The organism is Hydrogenophaga sp. (genome assembly GCF_048549895.1).
Classification (GTDB): domain Bacteria; phylum Pseudomonadota; class Gammaproteobacteria; order Burkholderiales; family Burkholderiaceae_C; genus Hydrogenophaga.
In genome coordinates, this window is sequence record NZ_JBLYYB010000031.1 from 1 (window position 1) to 19,965 (window position 19,965).

The 19,965-nt window shown below is 66.3% G+C and carries 19 protein-coding genes; 11 read left to right on the top strand and 8 right to left on the bottom strand.

Translation table 11 applies throughout. From position 1 onward, the window contains the following. Nucleotides 1-79: 79 nt before the first annotated feature. On the bottom strand, nucleotides 80-871 hold the full coding sequence (locus ACN4F8_RS02560) for an exodeoxyribonuclease III (RefSeq protein ID WP_419472153.1): 792 nt from the start codon (nucleotides 869-871) through the stop codon (nucleotides 80-82). A 10-nt stretch (nucleotides 872-881) separates the two neighbouring features. Between ACN4F8_RS02560 and pyrE the strand changes: the two genes are divergently transcribed. Both pyrE and ACN4F8_RS02570 read left to right on the top strand, forming a co-directional pair. Continuing rightward, nucleotides 882-1,598, top strand: a complete 717-nt coding sequence (pyrE, locus tag ACN4F8_RS02565; RefSeq protein WP_419472154.1) for an orotate phosphoribosyltransferase — start codon at nucleotides 882-884, stop codon at nucleotides 1,596-1,598. A gap of 9 nt (nucleotides 1,599-1,607) precedes the next feature. Beyond that, nucleotides 1,608-2,285, top strand: a complete 678-nt coding sequence (locus tag ACN4F8_RS02570; RefSeq protein WP_419472155.1) for a DUF4124 domain-containing protein — start codon at nucleotides 1,608-1,610, stop codon at nucleotides 2,283-2,285. 27 nt (nucleotides 2,286-2,312) lie between these two features. On the opposite strand, the gene gatB is transcribed toward ACN4F8_RS02570, so the two are convergent. Genes gatB through gatC form a run of 3 tightly spaced genes read right to left on the bottom strand, consistent with a single transcriptional unit; the run spans nucleotide 2,313 to nucleotide 5,613 of the window. Continuing rightward, a complete protein-coding gene (gene gatB, locus ACN4F8_RS02575; RefSeq protein WP_419472156.1) occupies nucleotides 2,313-3,824 on the bottom strand; it encodes an Asp-tRNA(Asn)/Glu-tRNA(Gln) amidotransferase subunit GatB in 1,512 nt (503 codons plus the stop codon). A gap of 2 nt (nucleotides 3,825-3,826) precedes the next feature. After that, the gene (gene gatA / locus ACN4F8_RS02580; RefSeq protein WP_419472157.1) at nucleotides 3,827-5,317 is read right to left on the bottom strand and encodes an Asp-tRNA(Asn)/Glu-tRNA(Gln) amidotransferase subunit GatA; all 1,491 of its coding nucleotides are present in this window, start codon (nucleotides 5,315-5,317) and stop codon (nucleotides 3,827-3,829) included. Next, nucleotides 5,314-5,613: an Asp-tRNA(Asn)/Glu-tRNA(Gln) amidotransferase subunit GatC gene (gatC, locus tag ACN4F8_RS02585; protein WP_056264667.1), complete on the bottom strand. Its 300-nt coding sequence runs from the start codon at nucleotides 5,611-5,613 to the stop codon at nucleotides 5,314-5,316. Before gatC ends, gatA begins: the two co-directional genes overlap by 4 nt. 295 nt (nucleotides 5,614-5,908) lie before the next feature. Here gatC and ACN4F8_RS02590 point away from each other — a divergent pair, with 295 nt between their 5' ends. From ACN4F8_RS02590 to ACN4F8_RS02615, 6 genes are all read left to right on the top strand, one after another. Continuing rightward, entirely contained in the window at nucleotides 5,909-6,952 is a 1,044-nt protein-coding gene (locus ACN4F8_RS02590; RefSeq protein WP_382259165.1) for a rod shape-determining protein, read from the top strand. A 60-nt stretch (nucleotides 6,953-7,012) separates the two neighbouring features. After that, complete coding sequence (gene mreC, locus ACN4F8_RS02595) at nucleotides 7,013-7,951, top strand: rod shape-determining protein MreC (RefSeq protein ID WP_419472158.1); 939 nt, start codon at nucleotides 7,013-7,015, stop codon at nucleotides 7,949-7,951. Next, nucleotides 7,948-8,478, top strand: coding sequence for a rod shape-determining protein MreD (gene mreD, locus ACN4F8_RS02600; protein WP_419472159.1), 531 nt, complete (start codon nucleotides 7,948-7,950; stop codon nucleotides 8,476-8,478). The genes mreC and mreD overlap by 4 nt, the downstream gene beginning before the upstream one ends. Nucleotides 8,479-8,480: 2 nt before the next feature. Continuing rightward, complete coding sequence (mrdA, locus tag ACN4F8_RS02605) at nucleotides 8,481-10,445, top strand: penicillin-binding protein 2 (RefSeq protein WP_419472160.1); 1,965 nt, start codon at nucleotides 8,481-8,483, stop codon at nucleotides 10,443-10,445. A gap of 156 nt (nucleotides 10,446-10,601) precedes the next feature. Continuing rightward, nucleotides 10,602-10,991, top strand: a complete 390-nt coding sequence (locus ACN4F8_RS02610) for a hypothetical protein (RefSeq protein WP_419472161.1) — start codon at nucleotides 10,602-10,604, stop codon at nucleotides 10,989-10,991. A 38-nt stretch (nucleotides 10,992-11,029) separates the two neighbouring features. Then, nucleotides 11,030-12,406 (top strand): hypothetical protein, encoded by a 1,377-nt coding sequence (locus ACN4F8_RS02615; RefSeq protein ID WP_419472162.1) that lies wholly within the window; start codon nucleotides 11,030-11,032, stop codon nucleotides 12,404-12,406. A 6-nt stretch (nucleotides 12,407-12,412) separates the two neighbouring features. Here the strand turns inward: ACN4F8_RS02615 and ACN4F8_RS02620 are convergent, their stop codons facing one another. Beyond that, entirely contained in the window at nucleotides 12,413-13,177 is a 765-nt protein-coding gene (locus tag ACN4F8_RS02620; protein ID WP_419472163.1) for a sulfite exporter TauE/SafE family protein, read from the bottom strand. 370 nt (nucleotides 13,178-13,547) lie between these two features. Between ACN4F8_RS02620 and ACN4F8_RS02625 the strand changes: the two genes are divergently transcribed. Continuing rightward, nucleotides 13,548-14,861, top strand: coding sequence for an ammonium transporter (locus tag ACN4F8_RS02625; RefSeq protein ID WP_419472186.1), 1,314 nt, complete (start codon nucleotides 13,548-13,550; stop codon nucleotides 14,859-14,861). Between the two features lie 12 nt (nucleotides 14,862-14,873). Beyond that, nucleotides 14,874-15,317, top strand: a complete 444-nt coding sequence (locus ACN4F8_RS02630) for a hypothetical protein (protein WP_419472164.1) — start codon at nucleotides 14,874-14,876, stop codon at nucleotides 15,315-15,317. Here the strand turns inward: ACN4F8_RS02630 and ACN4F8_RS02635 are convergent. Genes ACN4F8_RS02635 through ACN4F8_RS02645 form a run of 3 tightly spaced genes read right to left on the bottom strand, consistent with a single transcriptional unit; the run spans nucleotide 15,314 to nucleotide 18,781 of the window. Further along, nucleotides 15,314-16,957, bottom strand: coding sequence for a GMC family oxidoreductase (locus ACN4F8_RS02635; protein ID WP_419472165.1), 1,644 nt, complete (start codon nucleotides 16,955-16,957; stop codon nucleotides 15,314-15,316). The two genes, ACN4F8_RS02630 and ACN4F8_RS02635, sit on opposite strands and share 4 nt — an antisense overlap. Then, nucleotides 16,954-17,250 carry a DUF2007 domain-containing protein gene (locus ACN4F8_RS02640; RefSeq protein WP_419472166.1) on the bottom strand — a complete coding sequence of 99 codons (297 nt, stop codon included), beginning with the start codon at nucleotides 17,248-17,250 and terminating at the stop codon, nucleotides 16,954-16,956. The genes ACN4F8_RS02635 and ACN4F8_RS02640 overlap by 4 nt, the downstream gene beginning before the upstream one ends. 13 nt (nucleotides 17,251-17,263) lie before the next feature. Beyond that, a complete protein-coding gene (locus ACN4F8_RS02645; protein ID WP_419472167.1) occupies nucleotides 17,264-18,781 on the bottom strand; it encodes a CoA-acylating methylmalonate-semialdehyde dehydrogenase in 1,518 nt (505 codons plus the stop codon). Between the two features lie 110 nt (nucleotides 18,782-18,891). Between ACN4F8_RS02645 and ACN4F8_RS02650 the strand changes: the two genes are divergently transcribed. Then, on the top strand, nucleotides 18,892-19,860 hold the full coding sequence (locus tag ACN4F8_RS02650) for a LysR family transcriptional regulator (RefSeq protein ID WP_419472168.1): 969 nt from the start codon (nucleotides 18,892-18,894) through the stop codon (nucleotides 19,858-19,860). The last annotated feature ends 105 nt before the right edge of the window (nucleotides 19,861-19,965 follow it).

A 19,965-nucleotide genomic window follows, 5' to 3' on the forward strand; every position in this document is an offset into this window, starting at 1 on the left:
GCATATTGTGCGCATGGTGCTTGCAGAGCGTCAAACAGCCGCGCCATCGGGTGCGTTCAAGCCCCATCCACCGTTGTCATCACAAACTCAGGTCGTACCCGATCGTGATCGGCGCGTGGTCGCTGAACTTCACGTCCTTGTAGATCTGCTCCGTGCGCGCCAGCGCCGCCAGGGCCGGCGTGGCCAGGTGGTAATCAAGCCGCCAGCCCACGTTGTTCGCGTAGGCCTGGCCGCGGTTGCTCCACCATGTGTAGCAGGTGTCGGTGGTGTCGGGCTGCAGGCGGCGGTACACGTCGACCAGACCGCCGTCGGTGAGCAGCGTGGTCATCCAGGCGCGCTCTTCGGGCAGGAAGCCGCTGTTCTTCTGGTTGCTGCGCCAGTTCTTCAAATCAGCCTGCTGGTGGGCGATGTTCACGTCGCCACACAAGATGAATTCGCGCTCGCCCTTGAGCGCCATCAGGTGCGGGTGGAACGCCGCGAGAAACCGGTACTTGGCCTCTTGCCGCTCGGGCCCTGACGAGCCGCTGGGGAAGTAGGCGCTGATCAGCGAGAGCTTGCGGCCCGGGGTGTCGAAGCGCAGTTCGGTGTAGCGGCCTTCGGCGTCGAACTCCTCGCAGCGGAAACCGGTGATCACGTCGCTGGGTTCGTGGCGGGTGTACACGCCCACGCCCGAGTAGCCTTTTTTCTGCGCAAAGTGAAAATGGCCGCGCAGACCGGCGAGCTCTTCGAAGCGCCCGCTCACATCGCTCTCCTGCGCCTTGACCTCCTGCACACAAATACAATCCGGCTGGTGCGCGGCGAGCCATGTCTCCAGGCCTTTGGTGGTGGCGGAGCGGATGCCGTTGAGGTTGAGGCTGGTCAGTTTGAACAAGGAAACCCCCATGGTGTTGGATACAGGCGCGGCCCATGCGGGCGCCCCGGACGCTGCGCTCGCGCAGGAATTCGTGCAATTCTGTGTGGACGCTGGCGTGCTGCGCTTCGGCGAATTCAAGACCAAGGCGGGGCGGCTTTCACCCTACTTCTTCAACGCCGGCCTGTTCGACGACGGCGCCAAGCTCGCGCGGCTCGCACAATTCTATGCAAAGGCCCTGATCGCCAGCGGTGTCGAGTTCGACATGATCTTCGGCCCGGCCTACAAGGGCATTCCGCTGGGCGCTGCACTCGCCATCGAACTCTCGCGTCTGGGCCTGAACGTGCCGTTTGCCTACAACCGCAAGGAAGCCAAGGCCCACGGCGAGGGTGGCACGCTGGTGGGCGCGCCGCTGCAGGGCCGGGTGCTGATCGTCGACGACGTGATGTCCGCCGGCACCGCCGCGCGCGAATCCATCGCCCTGATCCGTGCCGCCGGGGCCACGCCGCACGCGGTGGCGATCGCGCTGGACCGGCAGGAGAAGGCGACCGAGGTCGGGCCGGACGGCCTGGTTCGCGACGTGGATCACAGTGCCGTGCAATATGTCCAGCGCCAGCTCGGCTTGCAAGTCTGTGCAATTGCCACCCTGGCGGATTTGCTGCAGTATCTGAACGCACACACCGGGGCAGAGCTTGATGCGCACCGCCAGCGGGTGCAGGCCTACCGCCTGCGCTACGGTGTGAACTGAACCCACCTCATGACCACAGACCGCTCATCCACAGACTTCCAGCTCAGCGCCTGCGCCTGGGTGGTGAGCGCCGGCCTGTGGACCCTGGCCAGCGCACAGGCCCAGGGCATCTACGCCTGCACAGACGGCAAGGGCCGGCGCATCACCTCGGACCGGCCGATCGTGGAATGCCTGGACCGCGAGCAACAGCAGTTGGGCAAGACCGGCATCGTGCGCCAGGTGGTGCCGCCCAGCTACACCGCCGACGAGCGCGCGAAGATTGAAGACAAGCAACGCGCTGAAAACGAGATCAAGGCCCGTGCGGCAGAAGAGAAACGCCGTGAGCGCGCCTTGCTGATCCGCTACCCGAACCAGGTGGTGCATGACAAGGAGCGCGCCGAAGCACTGGCCCAGATCGACGAGGTGATTGCGGCGGTGAACAAGCGCGAAGTGGCGCTGAGGCAGCAGCGCAAGGAAGTGGAAACCGAGATGGAGTTCTACCTGGCCGATCCGAGCAAGGCGCCGTTCTGGCTGCGCCGCAAGCTCGAAGACAGCGACAAGCAGATGGTGGTGCAGAAGCGGTTTCTGGACGAGCAGGCCCAGGAAAAGCTGCGCATCAACCAGCGCTTTGACGAAGAGTTGGCCAAGCTGCGCCAGCTCTGGCCTCCGACCGCAGCCGCCACGGGTGGCAGCGCGGTCAAGCGCTGAAGCCCGCCCTTTTCAGGCGGGTTCAATTCACTGCAGTTTCTGGCGCAGCACGTCGTTGACCTGCTGCGGGTTGGCCTTGCCCTTGCTGGCTTTCATGACCTGACCCACCAGCGCGTTGAAGGCTTTTTCCTTGCCGGCGCGGAACTGCGCCACGTTGTCGGCGTTGGCGGCCATCACCTCGTCGATGATCTTTTCCAGCGCGCCGGTGTCGTTCATCTGTTTGAGGCCCTTGGCTTCGATGATGGCGTCAACCTCTCCAATTCCACTGAATGTGTCTGAGCCTTCTTCTCGCGCGCTCATTGAGCCGACGGCGAGAGGCTGCTTCCATAGTTCATCGAAGACCTGCTTGGCGGCGTTGTTGCTGATGGTGCCCACGTTGATGGCGCGAACAAGGTCAGCAAGTTGCTTGGGCTGAACGGGCGCTGCATCGATGGTGATTCCATCGGCGTTCAGCCGACGCGACATCTCTCCCATGATCCAGTTGCTGACCAGCTTGGCAGGCACGGTGTGCACGAGCACGTTCTGGAAATAGACCATGGTCGCCTTGCTCTGCGTCAGCATGGAGGCGTCATATTCGGAAAGCCCGTATTCCCGCACATAGCGCGCTGCGACATCGCGAGGCAGTGCGTCCATTTCGCTGCGCACCCGCTCCACCCACTCCCGCGCAATCACCAGCGGTGGCAAATCCGGGTCGGGGAAGTAGCGGTAGTCCGCTGCGTCTTCCTTGGTGCGCATCGCGCGCGTTTCGCCCGTGTCGGGATCGAACAGCACCGTGGCCTGCTGGATCGCGCGGCCGTCCTCGATCTCCTCGATTTGCCAGCGCACTTCATAGTCGATGGCCTGCTGCATGAACTTGAACGAGTTCAGGTTCTTGATCTCGCGGCGCGTGCCCAGTGGGGCGCCGGGCTTGCGCACCGACACGTTGGCGTCGCAGCGGAACGAACCTTCCTGCATGTTGCCGTCGCAGATGCCGATCCAGGTCACGATCTTGTGCAGCTCTTTGGCGTAGGCCACGGCCTCGGCGCTGGAGCGCATGTCGGGCTCGGTCACGATCTCCAGCAGCGGCGTGCCGGCGCGGTTGAGGTCGATGCCCGATTGACCAATGAAGTCCTCGTGCAGGCTCTTGCCCGCGTCCTCTTCCAGGTGCGCGCGCACCAGGCGCACGGTCTTCTTCTCGTCGCCGAGAAAGAACGAGACCTCGCCGCCCTGCACCACCGGGATCTCGAACTGGCTGATCTGGTAACCCTTGGGCAGGTCGGGGTAGAAGTAGTTCTTGCGCGCGAACACGCTCTGCTCGGCGATGTGCGAACCCAGCGCCAGACCCAGGCGAATGGCCAGCTCCACCGCGCCCTGGTTCATCACCGGCAGCGTGCCCGGCAGCGCGAGGTCCACCGCGCAGGCCTGCGTGTTGGGCTCGGCGCCAAAGGCGGTGGGCGCACGGCTGAAGATCTTGGATTGCGTGGCGAGCTGGGTGTGGGTCTCGAAGCCGATGACGACCTCGTAGCCTTGCACCAGCAGGGATTTTTGGGTGTTGCTCATGATCAGAATCCCGAGGGCGAACGGCTGTGCCAGTCGGTCGCCTGCTGGAAGGCGTGCGCGGCGTGCAGCAGCTCGCCCTCCTTGAAATAGTTGCCCACCAGTTGCAGGCCCACCGGCATGCCGCCAGCACCAAAACCCGCCGGCACGCTCATGCCGGGCAGGCCGGCCAGGCTGGTGGACAGGGTGTAGATGTCGGCCAGGTAGTTGGCCATCGGGTCGTCGCTCTTCTCGCCGATCTTCCACGCCACGGTGGGCGCCACGGGGCCGGCGATCAGGTCGCAGCGCTCGAAGGCGGATTGAAAGTCTTGCGCAATCAGGCGGCGGATCTGCTGGGCCTTGAGGTAGTAGGCGTCGTAGTAACCATGGCTCAGCACGTAGGTGCCGATCATGATGCGGCGCTGCACCTCGGGGCCGAAGGCCTCGCTGCGCGACTTCTTGTACATGTCGAGCAGGTCGTCGTATTTCGCGGCGCGGTGGCCGAACTTCACGCCGTCGAAACGGCTGAGGTTGCTCGACGCTTCGGCGGGCGCAATGATGTAGTAGACCGGGATCGAGAGCTCGGTGCGGGGCAGCGAAATGTCCACCAGCGTGGCGCCCAGCTTTTCGTATTCGGCCAGCGCCGCGCGCACGGCGGACAACACGTCGGGCGCACAGCCCGCACCAAAAAACTCGGTGGGCAAACCAATGCGCAGACCCTTGAGCGGCTGGGCCGCGGTGGCGCCTTCGCGTGGGCGCGTGATGGCCGCGCTGTAGTCCTCGGCGGGGTGGTCGAGGCTGGTGGAGTCGCGGTCGATGTCGGGGCCGGCCATCGCGGTCAGCAAGGCGGCGCAGTCGGCTGCGCTGCGCGCCATGGGGCCGGCCTGGTCGAGGCTGGAGGCGAACGCCACCATGCCGTAACGCGAACAGCGGCCGTAGGTGGGCTTGATGCCGGTGATGCCGGTGAAGCTGGCGGGCTGGCGGATCGAACCACCGGTGTCGGTGCCGGTGGCTGCCGGCAGCAGGCGCGCGGCCACGGCCGCAGCCGAGCCGCCCGAGGAGCCGCCGGGCACGCGCGTGGCGTCCCAGGGGTTGTGCACCGGGCCGAAGGCGGAGTTGTCGTTGCCCGAGCCCATGGCGAACTCGTCGCAGTTGAGCTTGCCCAGCGACACGGCGCCCTGTGCGCCCAGGCGCTGCACCACGGTCGCGTCGAACGGGCTCTGGTAACCCGCGAGCATTTTGGAGCCGGCGGTGGTGGGGAAGTCCTGGGTGACGAAGATGTCCTTGTGCGCCAGCGGCACGCCCAGCAGCGGCGTGCGTTCGCCAGCGGCGATGCGCGCGTCGGCGGCACGCGCCTGGGCCAGCGTGGCGTCTTCGTTGAAGGCGAGGTAGGCGCCGAGCGAGGCGAACTGCCTGGCGCGGGCCAGCAGGTGCTGCGCGGCTTCGACGCTGCTGGTTTGTTGGTTGGCAATGGCGGCGGCGAGCTCCAGCGCGCCCAAATCGTGAAGCGCTTTCATTCGATCACCTTCGGCACGAGGAACAGGCCGCGTTCAACAGCGGGGGCGCTCTTCTGGTTGGCTTCGCGGTTGTTGGGTTCGCTCGCCACGTCGGGGCGCAGGCGCAGCGAGACGTGGTCGATGACGGCGGTGGGGTGGGCCAACGGCTCCACGCCGGTGGTGTCCACCGCGTTCATCTGCTCCACGGTGTCGAAGAAGCCGTTGAGCTGGGTCAGCATGCGTTCGCTCTGCGGCTCGGTGAGCTCCAGCCGCGCCAGGTTGGCGATGCGGCCGATGTCGGACAGGGTCAGGGACATGTCGAGGTGGTTCCGGAAGTTGGGATCTGCGGCGCCCCCAAGAGCGGTCAAAGGCGCTGAAACGCCTTGTAAATCGCAGAAATGGCGCCTGCTTGCGTGCAGTTGTGCACAGGGGATACGGTATTATCCAAGGTTTAACGGCAGACCCCGTGCCGCCACGGTTTTTGCCTTGGAATCAAACACTTAGAACCGATGTCCGGCCTACCTTCTGGCTCCATCCCAGGTCCCGCATTCGGCCTCATTTCCGGCTTGGAGCGCGCCATGCCACGCTCCGGCTCCACAGGATCCACCCACCATGTTTGAAGCTTTCCGTCGGCAATTCTCGACCGACCTGGCCATCGACCTCGGCACCGCCAACACCCTCATTTACGTCCGCAACAAGGGCATCGTGCTGGACGAACCCTCAGTGGTCTCGATCCGCCACGAAGGCGGGCCGCAAGGCAAGAAGACCATCCAGGCGGTGGGCCACGAAGCCAAGGCCATGCTGGGCAAGGTGCCCGGCAACATCGAGGCCATCCGCCCCATGAAGGACGGCGTGATCGCCGACTTCACCGTGACTGAGCAGATGCTCAAGCAGTTCATCAAGATGGTACACCCGCGCTCGATGTTCAAGCCGAGCCCGCGCATCATCATCTGCGTGCCCTGCGGCTCCACCCAGGTCGAGCGCCGCGCCATCCGCGAGTCGGCCTTGGGCGCCGGCGCCTCCGAGGTCTACCTGATTGAAGAACCCATGGCCGCGGCCATCGGTGCCGGCCTGCCGGTGTCCGACGCGTCGGGCTCCATGGTGGTCGACATCGGCGGCGGCACCACCGAGGTGGGCGTCATCTCGCTGGGCGGCATGGTCTACAAGGGCAGCGTGCGCGTGGGCGGTGACCGTTTCGACGAAGCCATCATTGCCTACATTCGCCGCAACTACGGCATGCTGATCGGCGAGCCCACGGCCGAAGCGATCAAGAAGCAGATCGGCTCGGCCTTCCCCGGCTCCGAAGTCAAGGAAATGGAAGTCAAGGGCCGCAACCTCTCCGAAGGCGTGCCGCGCAGCTTCACCATCTCCAGCAACGAGATCCTGGAGGCCCTGACCGACCCGCTGAACAACATCGTCTCGGCGGTCAAGATGGCGCTGGAGCACACGCCGCCCGAGCTGGGCGCCGACATCGCCGAGCGCGGCATGATGCTCACCGGTGGTGGCGCGCTGCTGCGCGACCTGGACCGCCTGCTGGCCGAAGAAACCGGCCTGCCGGTGCTGGTGGCCGAAGAGCCGCTGACCTGCGTGGTGCGCGGTTGCGGCATGGCCCTGGAGCGCATGGAGCGCCTGGGCACCATCTTCACCAGCGAATAAGGCAGGCGCCGCACCCCGGCGCACGCCCACCCACACACCACCAGACCCACCCCGAGCGTCATGCCACTGGGCACCCTGGACCGCACCCCGCCCCCCTTCTTCAAGCAGGGGCCGTCGGCCCTGTCCAAACTGGTGGTGTTCAGCGCGCTGGCGCTGTTCCTCATGGTCGCCGACCTGCGCTTTGAAGTGGCGCGACCGGTGCGCGCCGGCATCGCCACCGCCTTGTACCCGGCGCAGTGGCTGGTGTTGCAGCCGGTGCAGGCCGTGGCCGGCCTGGGTGGTTACTTCACTTCGCTGCACAGCGCCCAGCAAAGCGAAGGCAACGCACTCAAGCGCCTGGCCACGCAGGCCGATCGCACCTTGCAGCTGGAGCAGATGGCGCTGGAAAACCAGCGCCTTCGCGCCCTGCTGGCCATGCGCGAGCGCGTCGGCACGCAGGCCATGGGCGCGCAGGTGCTCTACGACGCGGCCGACCCGTACTCGCGCAAGATCGTGATCGACCGTGGCCAGACGCAAGGCGTGCAGGCGGGCTCGCCGGTGATCGACGAGAGCGGTGTGCTCGGTCAGGTCACGCGGGTGTACCCGCTGGTGTCCGAGGTGAGCCTGCTGATCGACCGCGACATGGCCATACCCGTGCTCAATGTGCGAACCGGCGTGCGCAGCGTGGCCTACGGCCAACCCTCCACCAAAGGCGACGGCATGGAGCTGCGCTACACGCTGGCCAGCGCCGACATCGCCCAGGGCGACCTGCTCACCACCAGCGGCGTGGACGGCGTGTACCCGCCCGGCCTGCCGGTGGGGCGTGTGACGCTGGTGGAGCGCCAGGCCGAGTCGTCGTTCTCGCGCATCGAGGCCGAACCGCTGGCCCAGGTGCAGGGCACGCTGCATGTGCTGGTGCTGACGCCTGCCGGCGCAGCCCTGCCCCCGTCGCCCATGCCCGAGCCCACCCGCGCCGTGGGTCCAACCGATCGACCGGGTGTCCGGAGCAGCGCACCATGATCATGCGTCCCGGCCAGCAGCTGCTGCTGCCCGCCAACCCCGCCTTCATCTGGTTCAGCCTGATCGCTGCCCTGATGTTCAACATGCTCGTGAACATGGGCCTGTGGGGCCGCGCCGCCTGGGTGCCCGACCTGCTGGCGGTGGCGCTGGTGTTCTGGAGCGTGCACCAGCCCCTGCGCATCGGCGTGGGCGTTGCGTTTGCATTTGGTCTGGCAATGGACGTGCACCAGGGCGCCCTGCTCGGCCAGCACGCACTGGCCTACACAGCGCTCGGCTTTCTGGCCATCTCGATGCACCGCCGGCTGTTGTGGTTCGGCGTGCCCAACCAGGCGGTGCAGGTGCTGCCGCTGTTCGTGGCTGCCCACCTGCTGGAGTTGATGGTGCGCATGGCCTCGGGCGGCAGCTTTCCGGGGCTGACCTACTTCATTGCGCCGGTGCTCGAAGCCATGCTGTGGCCGGTGGTGAGCGTTTTGCTCCTCGCCCCGCAACGACGCGCCCCCAACCCCGACGACAACAGACCGTTGTAGCCATGACCGAACTGCGCAACGTCGAAGCCGACCTGGCCCAGTTCCGCACCCGTTTGCTGGTGATCGGACTGGCGGTGGTGTTCGCGTTTGGCCTGGTCGCCGCGCGCATGGTCTACCTGCAGGTGGTGCGCCACGACGACTTGCTGGCGCAGGCCGAGAGCAACCGCACGGCGGTGATTCCGGTGGTGCCCAACCGGGGCCAGATCGTGGACCGCAACGGCCGTGTGCTGGCCACCAACTACTCGGCGTACACGCTGGAGATCACGCCCTCGCGTGTGCTCGACATGGAGGCCACGATTGCGCAACTGGGTCAGCTGATGGAGATCACCCCGCGCGATCAGCGCCGCTTTCGCAAGCTGCTCGAAGAGTCGCACAGCTTCGATTCGCTGCCCATCCGCACCCGCCTCACCGACGAAGAAGTGGCGCGCTTCACCGTGCAGCGCTACCGCTTCCCCGGCGTGGACGTGCGCGCGCGCCTGCTGCGCCAGTACCCCAATGGTGAAACCGCCAGCCACGTGATCGGCTACATCGGGCGCATCAACCAGCGCGAGAAAGAGTCGATCGCCGACTGGGCCGAAGAAGACCAGGCCAACTACCGCGGCACCGAGTACATCGGCAAGCTCGGCGCCGAACAGAGCTACGAGCAGACCCTGCACGGCATCACGGGTTTCGAGCGCGTGGAAACCTCGGCCGGTGGCCGTGCGGTGCGCTCGCTGGCCAACACGCCCGCCACCCCCGGCGACACGGTGGTGCTGTCGATCGACATCCAGCTGCAGAAGCTGATCGAGGACATGTTCGGCGAGCGGCGCGGCGCGCTGGTGGCCATCGACCCGCGCACCGGCGAAGTGCTGGCCTTCGTGAGCAAACCCACCTTCGATCCCAACCTCTTCGTCGAAGGCATCGACGTGGAGAACTGGCGCGCGCTCAACGAATCGCTGGACAAGCCCCTGCTCAACCGCGCCCTGCGCGGCACCTACCCGCCGGGCTCCACCTACAAGCCCTTCATGGCGCTGGGCGCCCTGGAAACCGGCACCCGCTCGGCGCAGACCGTCATCAACGACCCGGGCTTCTGGATGTTCGGCAACCACCGCTTCCGCAGCCACGGCGACGGCGGCCTGGGCGCGGTGGACATGAAGCGCAGCATCGTGAAGTCGAGCAACACCTACTACTACTCGCTGGCCAACGAGATGGGTGTGGACGCCATGCACGACTTCATGAAGCCGCTGGGCTTTGGCCAGATCACCGGCATCGACCTGCGCGGCGAAGTGCGCGGCGTGCTGCCCAGCCAGGCCTGGAAGCGCAACACCTACAAGCGCCCGGACCAGCAGCGCTGGTACCCCGGCGAGACGATCTCGTTGGGCATTGGCCAGGGCTACAACAGCTTCACCATGCTGCAGCTCGCCCATGCCATGGCCACGCTGGCCAACGGCGGCGTGAAGCATGCACCCCACCTCACCATGGCGACCGAAAACGTGATCACCCGCGAGCGCAGCCCGCTGCCCACGCCACCCGCGGTGAGCCTGGGCTACAAGCCCGAGAACGTGCGCACCGTGCTGGAGGCCATGCAGGCCGTGACCACCGAAGGCACCTCCACCCGCGTGTTTGCCGGCGCCGGCTACGCCAGCGGCGGCAAGACCGGCACGGCGCAGGCCGTGACCATCGGCCAGCGCGACCGCTACGACGCCCGCAAACTCGAAGAGCACCAGCGCGACCACGCGCTCTACGTGGCCTTCGCCCCGATCGACCAGCCCCGCGTGGCGATTGCGGTGGTGGTGGAAAACGCCGGCTTCGGCGCCGCGTCCGCCGCGCCGATCGCACGGCGTGTGTTTGACTACCTGCTGCTGGACCAGTACCCGAATCCGCAGGACCTGGCGGCGGTGAGCGTGGGGCAGGCTTCGGCGCCGATGGGAACGCCACTCAAGGCCAGCACCATGCCTTGGCCGCCTGGAGCGCCCACCGCGCCTTGAACTGGCAAACGCCGGCAGCATCACACCGTTGGATCCCACTGCGCCGGCCGCGCTAGGCCCTGCGCTGGATACCCCTGCCTGGCGATCTCTGCGACGCTGATCTCCCCTGCACAAGGGGACATCGCAACTCAACGTCCAGACCCCGGAATCACCGCCATGAGACTCTCCGATCTCGAAATATCCCTGCTGAAACTCGGCCCCAGCTTCAAGAAGTCGGCCACCCACACCAACGACGTCCTTCGTCTCGAAATCGACGACGTCGACGTCACCGTGATTCCCGACACCGGGAACGCCGACCGGATCACGGTGTGCTTCCTGTTCGGCCCCATTCCGTCCGACCACCTGCCCGAAGTGCTTCGCGGCGTTGTGGCGCAAAACGTGGAACTGATGCGCCAGGCGTCCACCGCGGCATTCGGTGTGAGCGATGGCGACCTGCTCTACGCCTTCAGCACGGACGTGTCCGGTGACCCGGTCTTCGTGCAGGCGCTGGGCAACGTGATGCGCTCAGCCGCTTCCCAGGCGCTGCAGTGGCAGCAATCGCTCTGACCGCAACCTCCGCAACACACAGCAAGACACTCACTGCCATGGAATTCACCAGCTCCACCAACACCACCACCACTGCCGGTGCTTCCGGTCTCCTGTCAGAGGGCCCCGCAGATCCTTTCAACTGGCAAAACCCGGTGTTCCGCATGCCCAGCCCGCGCGGGCACACGTCGGGCTCGACGCGTGTGCCTGGCACGGTCGTATCGCACCGGCCACGCTGGACGCCCGAGAAGCACGCTCGCATCCTCGCCCAGATCAAGGCCACGCGCACCGACATCGACCCGTCGTTTCCGCGCGAAACGCCGGTGCCCGCCGATGCGCCCCAGACGAGCGCCCATTCGATGGTCAAAGACGCGATCCAGGGTGTGACCCAGGCCACGCAGTCCTACGTCAACAGCTTCACCGAATACGCCTTCCATCTGCTGTACCCAGCCGGGGAGCATGTCTCCGCACGCCAGAGCACGGAGCAGCCCGGCAATCACATCGATTGGCATTGGCCCCCCGCGCGTCAGAAGGAGGTGTTTTTTGACCTCATGATCAAGGCGGGTACGCCCAAAGAGTTGGCCATCGACACTCAGTTGGCGTGGACGGCGGCGGGCATTCCCTTTATCGATCAGACATGGCCCACCGACAACAAACCCTCACTGAGGTTTCCCACCGCCGACATCAGGGAGAGTGGCGCCAGCAACGCCTTGGTCGCGGAGTTCACCTCGCCGCAGGGCGGCCAGTACATCTACAAGTGCTTCCCACCCGCCGCTGAAGTGGATCTCAATCGACTCAGCGACCTGACCGGCATGGACCCGCACATGCCCCGGCGGGAAATGCGATGCCTGTTGACCAGCCACATCGCGCATGGGTTGCTCCAATGGGATGTCACGCCGAAACTCACGCTCGCCATGGCGGGCGGGCAACCCTGTCTGGTGGCTCCGCTCGTCAAGGGCACCTCGCTGAAGAAACGCCTGATGAACAGCCTGTCCCTGGGCAAGCTTTGGCAAGAATCGATGTCGGATGGCGTCATCCGGATGGAGATGTGGACGGGACGCGTGACCGAACGATTCCGGAACGACTACATCCGCATCCTGTTGCTGAGCATGGTGGTCGGCGATTACGACCGGCATGTCGGCCAGTACATCGTCCGGGGCAAGCAGCCCGATGTCATCCAGGCGATTGACTGGGACACAGCGTTCGGGAGCAAGATTCTGGATGACGCGATCTTCATGAACCCGAAGACACGCGCCATCGTGGCGCTCTGGCCCGATGCCATTCCAAAGGCCATCTGCGACGAGTTCGCCCGACTCAGGAAGGATCAGCTCATCGAAGCCGCCGAGGCTTTCGGCATGACGGGTGAGGAGGTGAAGGCACTGATCTCGCGCTTCGAGGTGATCACGAAAAAGCTGGCGACGATCAAGAAGATTTGATCCTCATCAGACGGCCTTGAACCAGGCGTCATAGGCTGTCTTCAGGATCAGCACCGACACCACCACGATGAAGGCGATGCGCACGAAGCCGCTGCCGTGTTTGAGCGCCAGGCGCGTGCCCAGCAAACTGCCCACCACATTGGCCACGGCCATGGCCAGCACGAAGTGCCACCACACATGGCCCTTCCAGGCGAAGAGCGTCAGCGCGGCGAGGTTGGTGGCGGTGTTGATGAGCTTGGCACTGGCGCTGGCGTGCAGGAAGTCGTAACCCAGCCAGCGCACGAACAGGAACACGAAGAAGCTGCCGGTGCCGGGGCCGAAAAAGCCGTCGTAAAAACCGATGGTGGCGCCCAGCACGCAGGCGGCGGCGGCTTCCTGCCGGCCGCTGAAGCGCGGTGCGTGGTGGCGCCCGAGGTCCTTGCGCGCCAGCGTGTAGGCCAGCACGCCGATCAGCACCAAGGGCAATGCGCGGCGCAAAAAGTCGGGTGAGATCACGGTCACCGTCCACGCACCTGCCATGGAGCCTGCAAAGCCCACCGCCGCTGCCGGCAGCAGCGCGTGCCACGGCATGTTCACGCGCCGGGCGTACTGCAGGGTGGCCGCCGCCGTGCCCCACACCGAGGCCCCTTTGTTCACGCCGAACAGCGTGGCCGGGTGGGTGGTGGGAAACATGGCAAACAGCGCCGGCACGAGGATGAGGCCTCCGCCGCCCACGATCGAATCCACGAAGCCGGCAAAAAACGAAGCCAGCGAGACCAAAAACAATTCCATGTGTGGATTGTCGCTGCCACGTACCGGCGAAAAAAAACCGACCCACAAGGGTCGGTTTGAGAAATCTGGCATCTCTGGGGACGCTGAACGATTTTTTCTGGTTGGACTGGGTTGTCTCCTCGGTCCCCCGCGGTCACCAGCGCAGGGCGCTGGAGCGAGTGCACGCACTGTATCGGCTCGCACCAGTGCTGTGCATCCGGGCTTTCCCTTGGCCGGGACAACCCTTGGCACAGTTGATGCACTGGCCCCGGGGTCGTTGGAAACAGGTAACAAAATGCACCAGAACCGTGTGACTGCCCTTCTTCATCCACTCCGCAACCAGAGAAACTTTCTTTCACCCCCCGCCCTCACCGCAGCATTTGCAGCAGCGCTGCTCGGGCCGCTGACAGCGGCCGCCCAGACGGCGCCCGCCGCGCCGGTGGCCCCGGCGCTCACCTCGCCCGGCCTGGTGGCTGTCAGCACGATCCAGGGTGCCGACACCGCCTGGCTCATGATCAGCACCGCGCTGGTGTTGCTCATGACGCTGCCGGGCATCGCCCTCTTTTACGGTGGCATGGTGCGCCGCTTCAATGTCATCAACACCATGGCCAGCGTGGTCGGCATCGCGGCGGTGGTCAGCCTGCTGTGGTTTGGTGTGGCGTATTCGCTGGCCTTCACGCCGGGTGGGGCGCTCAGTGGCTTCATCGGCGGCTTCGAGCGCGCGGGTTTCTCGGGCATGGAGTTCCTCGGCTCCACCGGGCAGGTGGCGGTGAGCCACATCGCCAAACACGTGCCTGAATCGGTGTTTGCCATGTTCCAGCTCACCTTTGCCATCATCACCTGCGCACTGGTGGTGGGGGCGCTGGTGGAGCGCATGCACTTCGGCGCGCTGCTCACCTTCACCGGCCTGTGGCTGTTGCTGGTCTACGCGCCCATCGCCCACTGGGTGTGGGAGCCGGGCGGCTGGCTGGCGCAGCTCGGCGCGCTGGACTTTGCCGGCGGCTCGGTGGTGCACATCAACGCCGGCGCCGCCGCGTTGGTCTGCGCCTACGCGCTGGGCCCGCGCGAGGGCTATGGCCGCGAGCCGTTCATTCCGTTCAACCTGGGTCTGACCATGGCCGGCACCGGCCTGCTGTGGGTGGGCTGGTTCGGCTTCAACGCCGGCTCCGCGCTGGCCGCCGACGGCCGCGCCGGCCTGGCCATGGCGGTCACGCACATCGCAGCGGCTGCGGGCGCGCTCTCGTGGATGGGCGCCGAGTGGCTGGCGCGCAAGCGCGCGTCGCTGCTGGGCCTGTGCTCAGGCGTGGTCGCGGGTCTGGTGGCCATCACGCCGGCAGCCGGTTTTGTCACGCCTCGCAGCGCGCTCATCATCGGCCTGGTGGCTGGCGTGGCCTGCTACTGGGGTGCCACCGCGCTCAAGCGCAAGCTGCGCGCCGACGACTCGCTGGATGTGTTCGGCGTGCACGGCGTGGGCGGTCTGGTGGGCGCGCTGCTCACCGGCCTGCTGGCCGACCCGGCGATCTCGGGTGTGGAATCGAGCCTCATGGCGCAGGTGATCGCGTGCGTGGCCGTGCTGGCCTACAGCCTGGTCATGACGGCCGTGGTGCTGTGGATCACCTCGCGCTTCACCACGCTGCGCGTGCGCGAGTTCGAGGAGCGCGCGGGGCTGGACGTCTCTCTTCACAACGAACAGCTCGGCCACTGAGGCGCCACGCCCATGACCTCCAACGACGTCTTTGCCCTGGCCGCGCACCTGCATGTGTTGCTGCGGCGCAAGACCGGTCGCGTGACCGACACCGAGTGGCTGACCACCAACGCCGACTACGCGCGCGAGATCGTGCGCTTCACGCGCGAGAAGGCCACGTCGGAAGAGCACGCCGACTTGCTGGCCCTGGCCGACAAGCTGGAAGCCGCCATTGCGCTGATCGCGGCACCTGGGCGCAAGCCCTTGCTGCAGGCCGCAGCCGACACCTTGAAAGCAGGACAGGTCAGTGCGGCAACCGCTCAGCGCGCGCCCACGCCACGCTCGGGCGGTTTCGCAAATTCGGTGCCGGGTCAGGCCAACAGCGGCTTCATCGAGTCGGCTTTGCTGTCGGCTTTCGGCACGCCGCGCAAAGAAGGCGAAGACCCGGAATCGCGCTACGTCGGCGGAATCCGTTAGACCCCGGCCCTGATCCAGCTGGCGGCCTTCTCCGCGATCATCAGCGTGGGACTGTTGGTGTTGCCGCTGGTGATGGTGGGCATCACGCCCGCGTCCACCACGCGCAGGCCGGCCACACCGCGCACGCGCAGGTGGCTGTCCACCACCGCCATCGGGTCGTTGGCTGTACCCATCTTGGTGGTGCCCACCGGATGGAAGATGGTGCTGGCAATGTCACCGGCCAGCCGGGCCAGCTCCTCGTCGCTCTGGAACTGCACGCCAGGCTTGTGCTCTTGCGGCTGGTATTTCGCCAGCGCCGGCTGGGCCACGATGCGGCGCGTCACGCGCAGGCTGTCGGCGGCGACCTGGCGGTCTTCGGGCGTGCTCAAGTAACACGGTGCAATGGCCGGCGCGGCGTCAGGCAAGGCCGAGGTGATGCGCACATGGCCGCGGCTGGTGGGGTTGAGGTTGCACACGCTGGCGGTGAAGGCCGGAAAGCTGTGCAGCGGTTCACCAAACGCGTCCAGGCTGAGCGGTTGCACGTGGTACTCGATGTTCGGATACGGCTGCGCCGGGTCGCTGCGCGTGAAGGCGCCGAGCTGGCTGGGCGCCATGCTCATGGGGCCGCTGCGCGTGAGCGCGTACTCCAGGCCGATCTTGGCCTTGCCCCACAGGCTGTTGGCCAGCACATTGAGCGTGGTCGCGCCCTGCACCTTGAACACCGCGCGGATCTGCAGGTGGTCCTGCAGGTTCTCGCCCACACCGGGCAGGTGGTGTTGCACTGTGATGCCGTGCTGCTGCAGCAAAGCGGCCGGGCCGATGCCCGAGCGCTGAAGAATGGCCGGCGAGCCAACGCTGCCGGCGCTCAGCACCACCTCTTGCGTGGCCGACACGCGCACGCGCTGCCCGCCGCGCAAGAGCTCCACGCCCACGCAGCGCAGTTGAACATTGCCGTCGCGCTCCAGCACCAGCCGGTCGGTGGCGGTTTCGGTCCACACGGTGAGGTTGGGGCGGCCCTGCGCCGGGCGCAAAAACGCTTTGGAGGCGTTCCAGCGCCAACCGCTTTTCTGGTTCACCTCGAAGTAGCCCACGCCCTCGTTGCTGCCGCTGTTGAAGTCGGCCGTGGCGGGCACGCCGGCCTGTTGGGCGGCTTGCGAAAACGCGTCGAGCACATCCCAGCGCAGGCGCTGTTTTTCGATGCGCCACTCACCGCCGTGGCCGTGCAGCTTCGCGAATTCCGGGTCTTGTGCGGCATCGAGCCGGTGGTGGTTTTCGTGCGCCTTGAAGTCGGGCAGGCAGGCGTCCCAGCGCCAGTCGTCGTCGCCGGTGAGCTGCGCCCACTGGTCGTAGTCGCGGCTCTGGCCCCGCATGTAAATCATGCCGTTGATGCTGGAGCAGCCGCCCAGGCCCTTGCCGCGCGGGTAACGCAGCCGGCGGCCATTGAGCCCCGGGTCGGGCTCGGTCTGGTAGAGCCAGTCGGTGCGCGGGTTGCCGATGCAATACAGGTAACCGACCGGGATGTGGATCCAGTGGTAGTCGTCCTTGCGGCCGGCTTCAACGAGCAGCACACGTTTGGACGCGTCGGCGCTCAGCCGGTTGGCCAGCAGGCAGCCCGCGGTGCCGGCGCCGATGACGATGAAGTCGAAGGTGGTGTTGTTCATGGAGGCGTCTCCTCGCCAGGGTGGTCGTCGCTCAGTCCGTACTCGCCGCGCTCGAACGCCGCCAGCACCGCTTTGGCCTGTGCTTGTCTGTGCTCGGGCACCTGAACCCGCACAGGGATGGCACCCGCCAGCAGCGTGTAGGCCTGCACCAGATGCGCATCCGCCACGGCCGCTGGTACACCGGCGGCCTGCAACACGCCGCGCAGCAAATACGCCTCGGTCGGGCTGAACACAGTGATCAGCGTTTGCCAGTCACCGTTGACCGGGTCGTAGGGACTGTTGCCGTCGCTCACGCCCGGCCCTGCTTCACTTGGCTGTCGGCATGACAAATTCGGCGCCTTTGCCGATGCTCTCCGGCCAGCGCTGCATGATCGATTTCTGCTTGGTGTAGAAGCGCACACCCTCTTCGCCGTAGGCGTGCATGTCGCCGAACAGGCTCTTCTTCCAGCCACCAAAACCGTGCCAGGCCATGGGCACCGGGATCGGCACGTTGATGCCGACCATGCCCACCTGGATGCGGCGGGCGAATTCGCGCGCCACGTTGCCGTCGCGGGTGAAGCAGCTCACGCCGTTGCCGAACTCGTGGTCGTTGATGATCTTCACAGCCTGCGCAAAATCGGGCACGCGCACACAGCTCAGCACCGGCCCGAAGATCTCTTCCTTGTAGATCTTCATGTCGGTCGTCACATGGTCGAACAGCGTGCCGCCCATCCAGAAACCTCCTGAGCAACCGTCGCCGGTTTGCGCAGCGTCGAACACGCGGCCGTCCACCAACATCTGCGCGCCTTCTTTCGCACCCGCCTCGATGTAGCCGGTGATGCGCTGGTGCGCCGCAGCCGTGACGATGGGGCCCATCTCGGCGGCCAGGTTGGTGCCGTTGAGCACCTTCAGCGCCTTGGTGCGCTCGATCAGCTTGGGCATGATCTTGTCGGCCACATCGCCCACCAGCACCGCCACGCTGATCGCCATGCAGCGTTCGCCCGCCGAGCCGTAGGCCGCGCCAATCAGCGCGTCCACCGCCTGGTCCAGGTCGGCGTCGGGCATCACCACCATGTGGTTCTTCGCGCCGCCCAGGGCCTGCACGCGCTTGCCGTGGTGGGCACCGGTCTCGTAGATGTAGTTGGCAATGGGCGTGGAGCCGACGAAGCTGATGGCCTTCACGTCGGGGTGCACCAGCAGCGCGTCCACGGCTTCCTTGTCGCCCTGCACCACGTTGAACACGCCGTCGGGCAGGCCGGCCTTCTTGAACAGCTCGGCCATGAGCAACGAGGCCGACGGATCGATCGGGCTGGGCTTCAAGATGAAGGTGTTGCCCGCAGCAATCGCCACCGGGAACATCCACATGGGCACCATCACGGGGAAGTTGAACGGCGTGATGCCGGCCACCACGCCCAGCGGCTGGCGCAGCGTCCAGTTGTCCATGCCGGTGGACACCTGGTCGGTGAAGTCGCCTTTGAGCAGCTGCGGAATGCCGCAAGAGAATTCGATGATGTCGATGCCGCGCGCCACCTCGCCCTGCGCGTCGGTGAACACCTTGCCGTGCTCGGCGGTGATCAGGTGGGCCAGCTCGTCCTTGTGCTGGTTCACCAGCTCCAAAAACTTGAACATCACGCGCGCCCGGCGAATGGGTGGCGTGTCGGCCCAGGCCGGGAACGCGGCCTGCGCGGCGGCCACGGCGGCGTCCACATCGGCCACGTTGGCCAGCGCGACCTGGCCACTGACGGCGCCGGTGGCGGGGTTGAACACGTCCTGGCGGCGCGACGAGGTGCCTTGAGCCACCTGGCCGTGAATGAAATGGTCGATCGAGCGGGGGGTGTTGGCCATGGTGGTCTCGTTGGGGTAGTGCTGGGAGTGAGCGCAGTGTAGGCACCACACACCCCCTCGCCTAGTGGCACAGCCTGAACTGATTGTTTGAAATGGTGAACAATCCGGGCATGGATGAGAAAAAAGTCGAAGCCCTCTGGATGCACCTGCACTGGCTGACCGTGCTGGCGCAGCAAGGCAGTTACACCGCGTCGGCGCAACGCCTGGGCGTGAGCAAGGCCGCCATGAGCCAGCGCATCAGCGAGCTGGAGCGGGCCGCCGGCGTGCCCCTGGTGCAGCGCACCACACGCAGCGTGCGCCTGACCGAGGCGGGCCAGCAGCTGGTGGACGGCCTGCGCGACCCGTTCGAGCGCATTGCGCAGAGCTTCTCCAGCGTGCGCGACCTCGCCGACGAGCCGGCGGGGCTGGTGCGCGTCACCGCGCCGGTGGCGTTTGCGCGCCAGCAACTGGTGCCCAGAATCGCGTCGTTTTTGCAGGCGCATCCCCGCATCCGGCTGGAGCTGCACATGTCGGACCGGCTGAGTTCGCTGGCCACCGAGGGCTTTGATCTCGCGATCCGCCACACCGCCTCGCCGCCCGACACCCACGTGGCCTGGCCGCTGTGCAGCACACGCTCGGTGCTGGTGGCCAGCCGCGAGTACCTGCGCCACCACGGCACGCCGGCCGCCCCCCAGGACTTGGCCCAACACGCCTGCCTGCACTACCCGCGCGCGCAGGACACATCGGCCTGGCACTTCACGCCCACCGAGGGGCGCAAGAAGGCGCAGGCCCAGCGCGTCACGGTGCCGGTGACCGGCCCGTTCAGCGCCAACAACAGCGAGGCCCTGCGCGACGCGGCGATGGCGGGCCTGGGCATTGCGCTGGTGCCCGATTTCAGCGCGCAAGCGGCGCTGCAATCGGGCCAGCTGGTGGAGGTGCTCAAGGGCTGGGCGTCGGTGGGCACGTTCAGCGCCCAGATCTATGCGGTGCGGCCCTACGCCAGCCATGTGCCGCGTTCGGTGTCGGCGTTCGTGGCCTGGTTGCGGGTGGCGTTGGCGGCCGGTTTTGACGTGCATCCAGCGGCACCCCGGACGCGGTGACGCGCCCGCCGCTTGCTTTTCCGAACTGATTGTCCTGATATCTCTGCTTTTTCAGAACCCTCAACGCGCCTACCCTCCGGGGTACTCAATTTTTCTTGAAGGAGA

Coding starts and splice junctions, on each gene's coding strand:
- ACN4F8_RS02620 (WP_419472163.1), bottom strand. CDS start 13,177: ATGGAATTGTTTTTGGTCTCGCTGGCTTCGTTTTTTGCCGGCTTCGTG.
- ACN4F8_RS02615 (WP_419472162.1), top strand. CDS start 11,030: ATGGAATTCACCAGCTCCACCAACACCACCACCACTGCCGGTGCTTCC.
- gatC (WP_056264667.1), bottom strand. CDS start 5,613: ATGTCCCTGACCCTGTCCGACATCGGCCGCATCGCCAACCTGGCGCGG.
- mreD (WP_419472159.1), top strand. CDS start 7,948: ATGATCATGCGTCCCGGCCAGCAGCTGCTGCTGCCCGCCAACCCCGCC.
- ACN4F8_RS02650 (WP_419472168.1), top strand. CDS start 18,892: ATGGATGAGAAAAAAGTCGAAGCCCTCTGGATGCACCTGCACTGGCTG.
- ACN4F8_RS02570 (WP_419472155.1), top strand. CDS start 1,608: ATGACCACAGACCGCTCATCCACAGACTTCCAGCTCAGCGCCTGCGCC.
- ACN4F8_RS02610 (WP_419472161.1), top strand. CDS start 10,602: ATGAGACTCTCCGATCTCGAAATATCCCTGCTGAAACTCGGCCCCAGC.
- gatB (WP_419472156.1), bottom strand. CDS start 3,824: ATGAGCAACACCCAAAAATCCCTGCTGGTGCAAGGCTACGAGGTCGTC.
- ACN4F8_RS02590 (WP_382259165.1), top strand. CDS start 5,909: ATGTTTGAAGCTTTCCGTCGGCAATTCTCGACCGACCTGGCCATCGAC.
- pyrE (WP_419472154.1), top strand. CDS start 882: ATGGTGTTGGATACAGGCGCGGCCCATGCGGGCGCCCCGGACGCTGCG.
- ACN4F8_RS02635 (WP_419472165.1), bottom strand. CDS start 16,957: ATGAACAACACCACCTTCGACTTCATCGTCATCGGCGCCGGCACCGCG.
- gatA (WP_419472157.1), bottom strand. CDS start 5,317: ATGAAAGCGCTTCACGATTTGGGCGCGCTGGAGCTCGCCGCCGCCATT.
- mrdA (WP_419472160.1), top strand. CDS start 8,481: ATGACCGAACTGCGCAACGTCGAAGCCGACCTGGCCCAGTTCCGCACC.
- ACN4F8_RS02630 (WP_419472164.1), top strand. CDS start 14,874: ATGACCTCCAACGACGTCTTTGCCCTGGCCGCGCACCTGCATGTGTTG.
- ACN4F8_RS02645 (WP_419472167.1), bottom strand. CDS start 18,781: ATGGCCAACACCCCCCGCTCGATCGACCATTTCATTCACGGCCAGGTG.
- mreC (WP_419472158.1), top strand. CDS start 7,013: ATGCCACTGGGCACCCTGGACCGCACCCCGCCCCCCTTCTTCAAGCAG.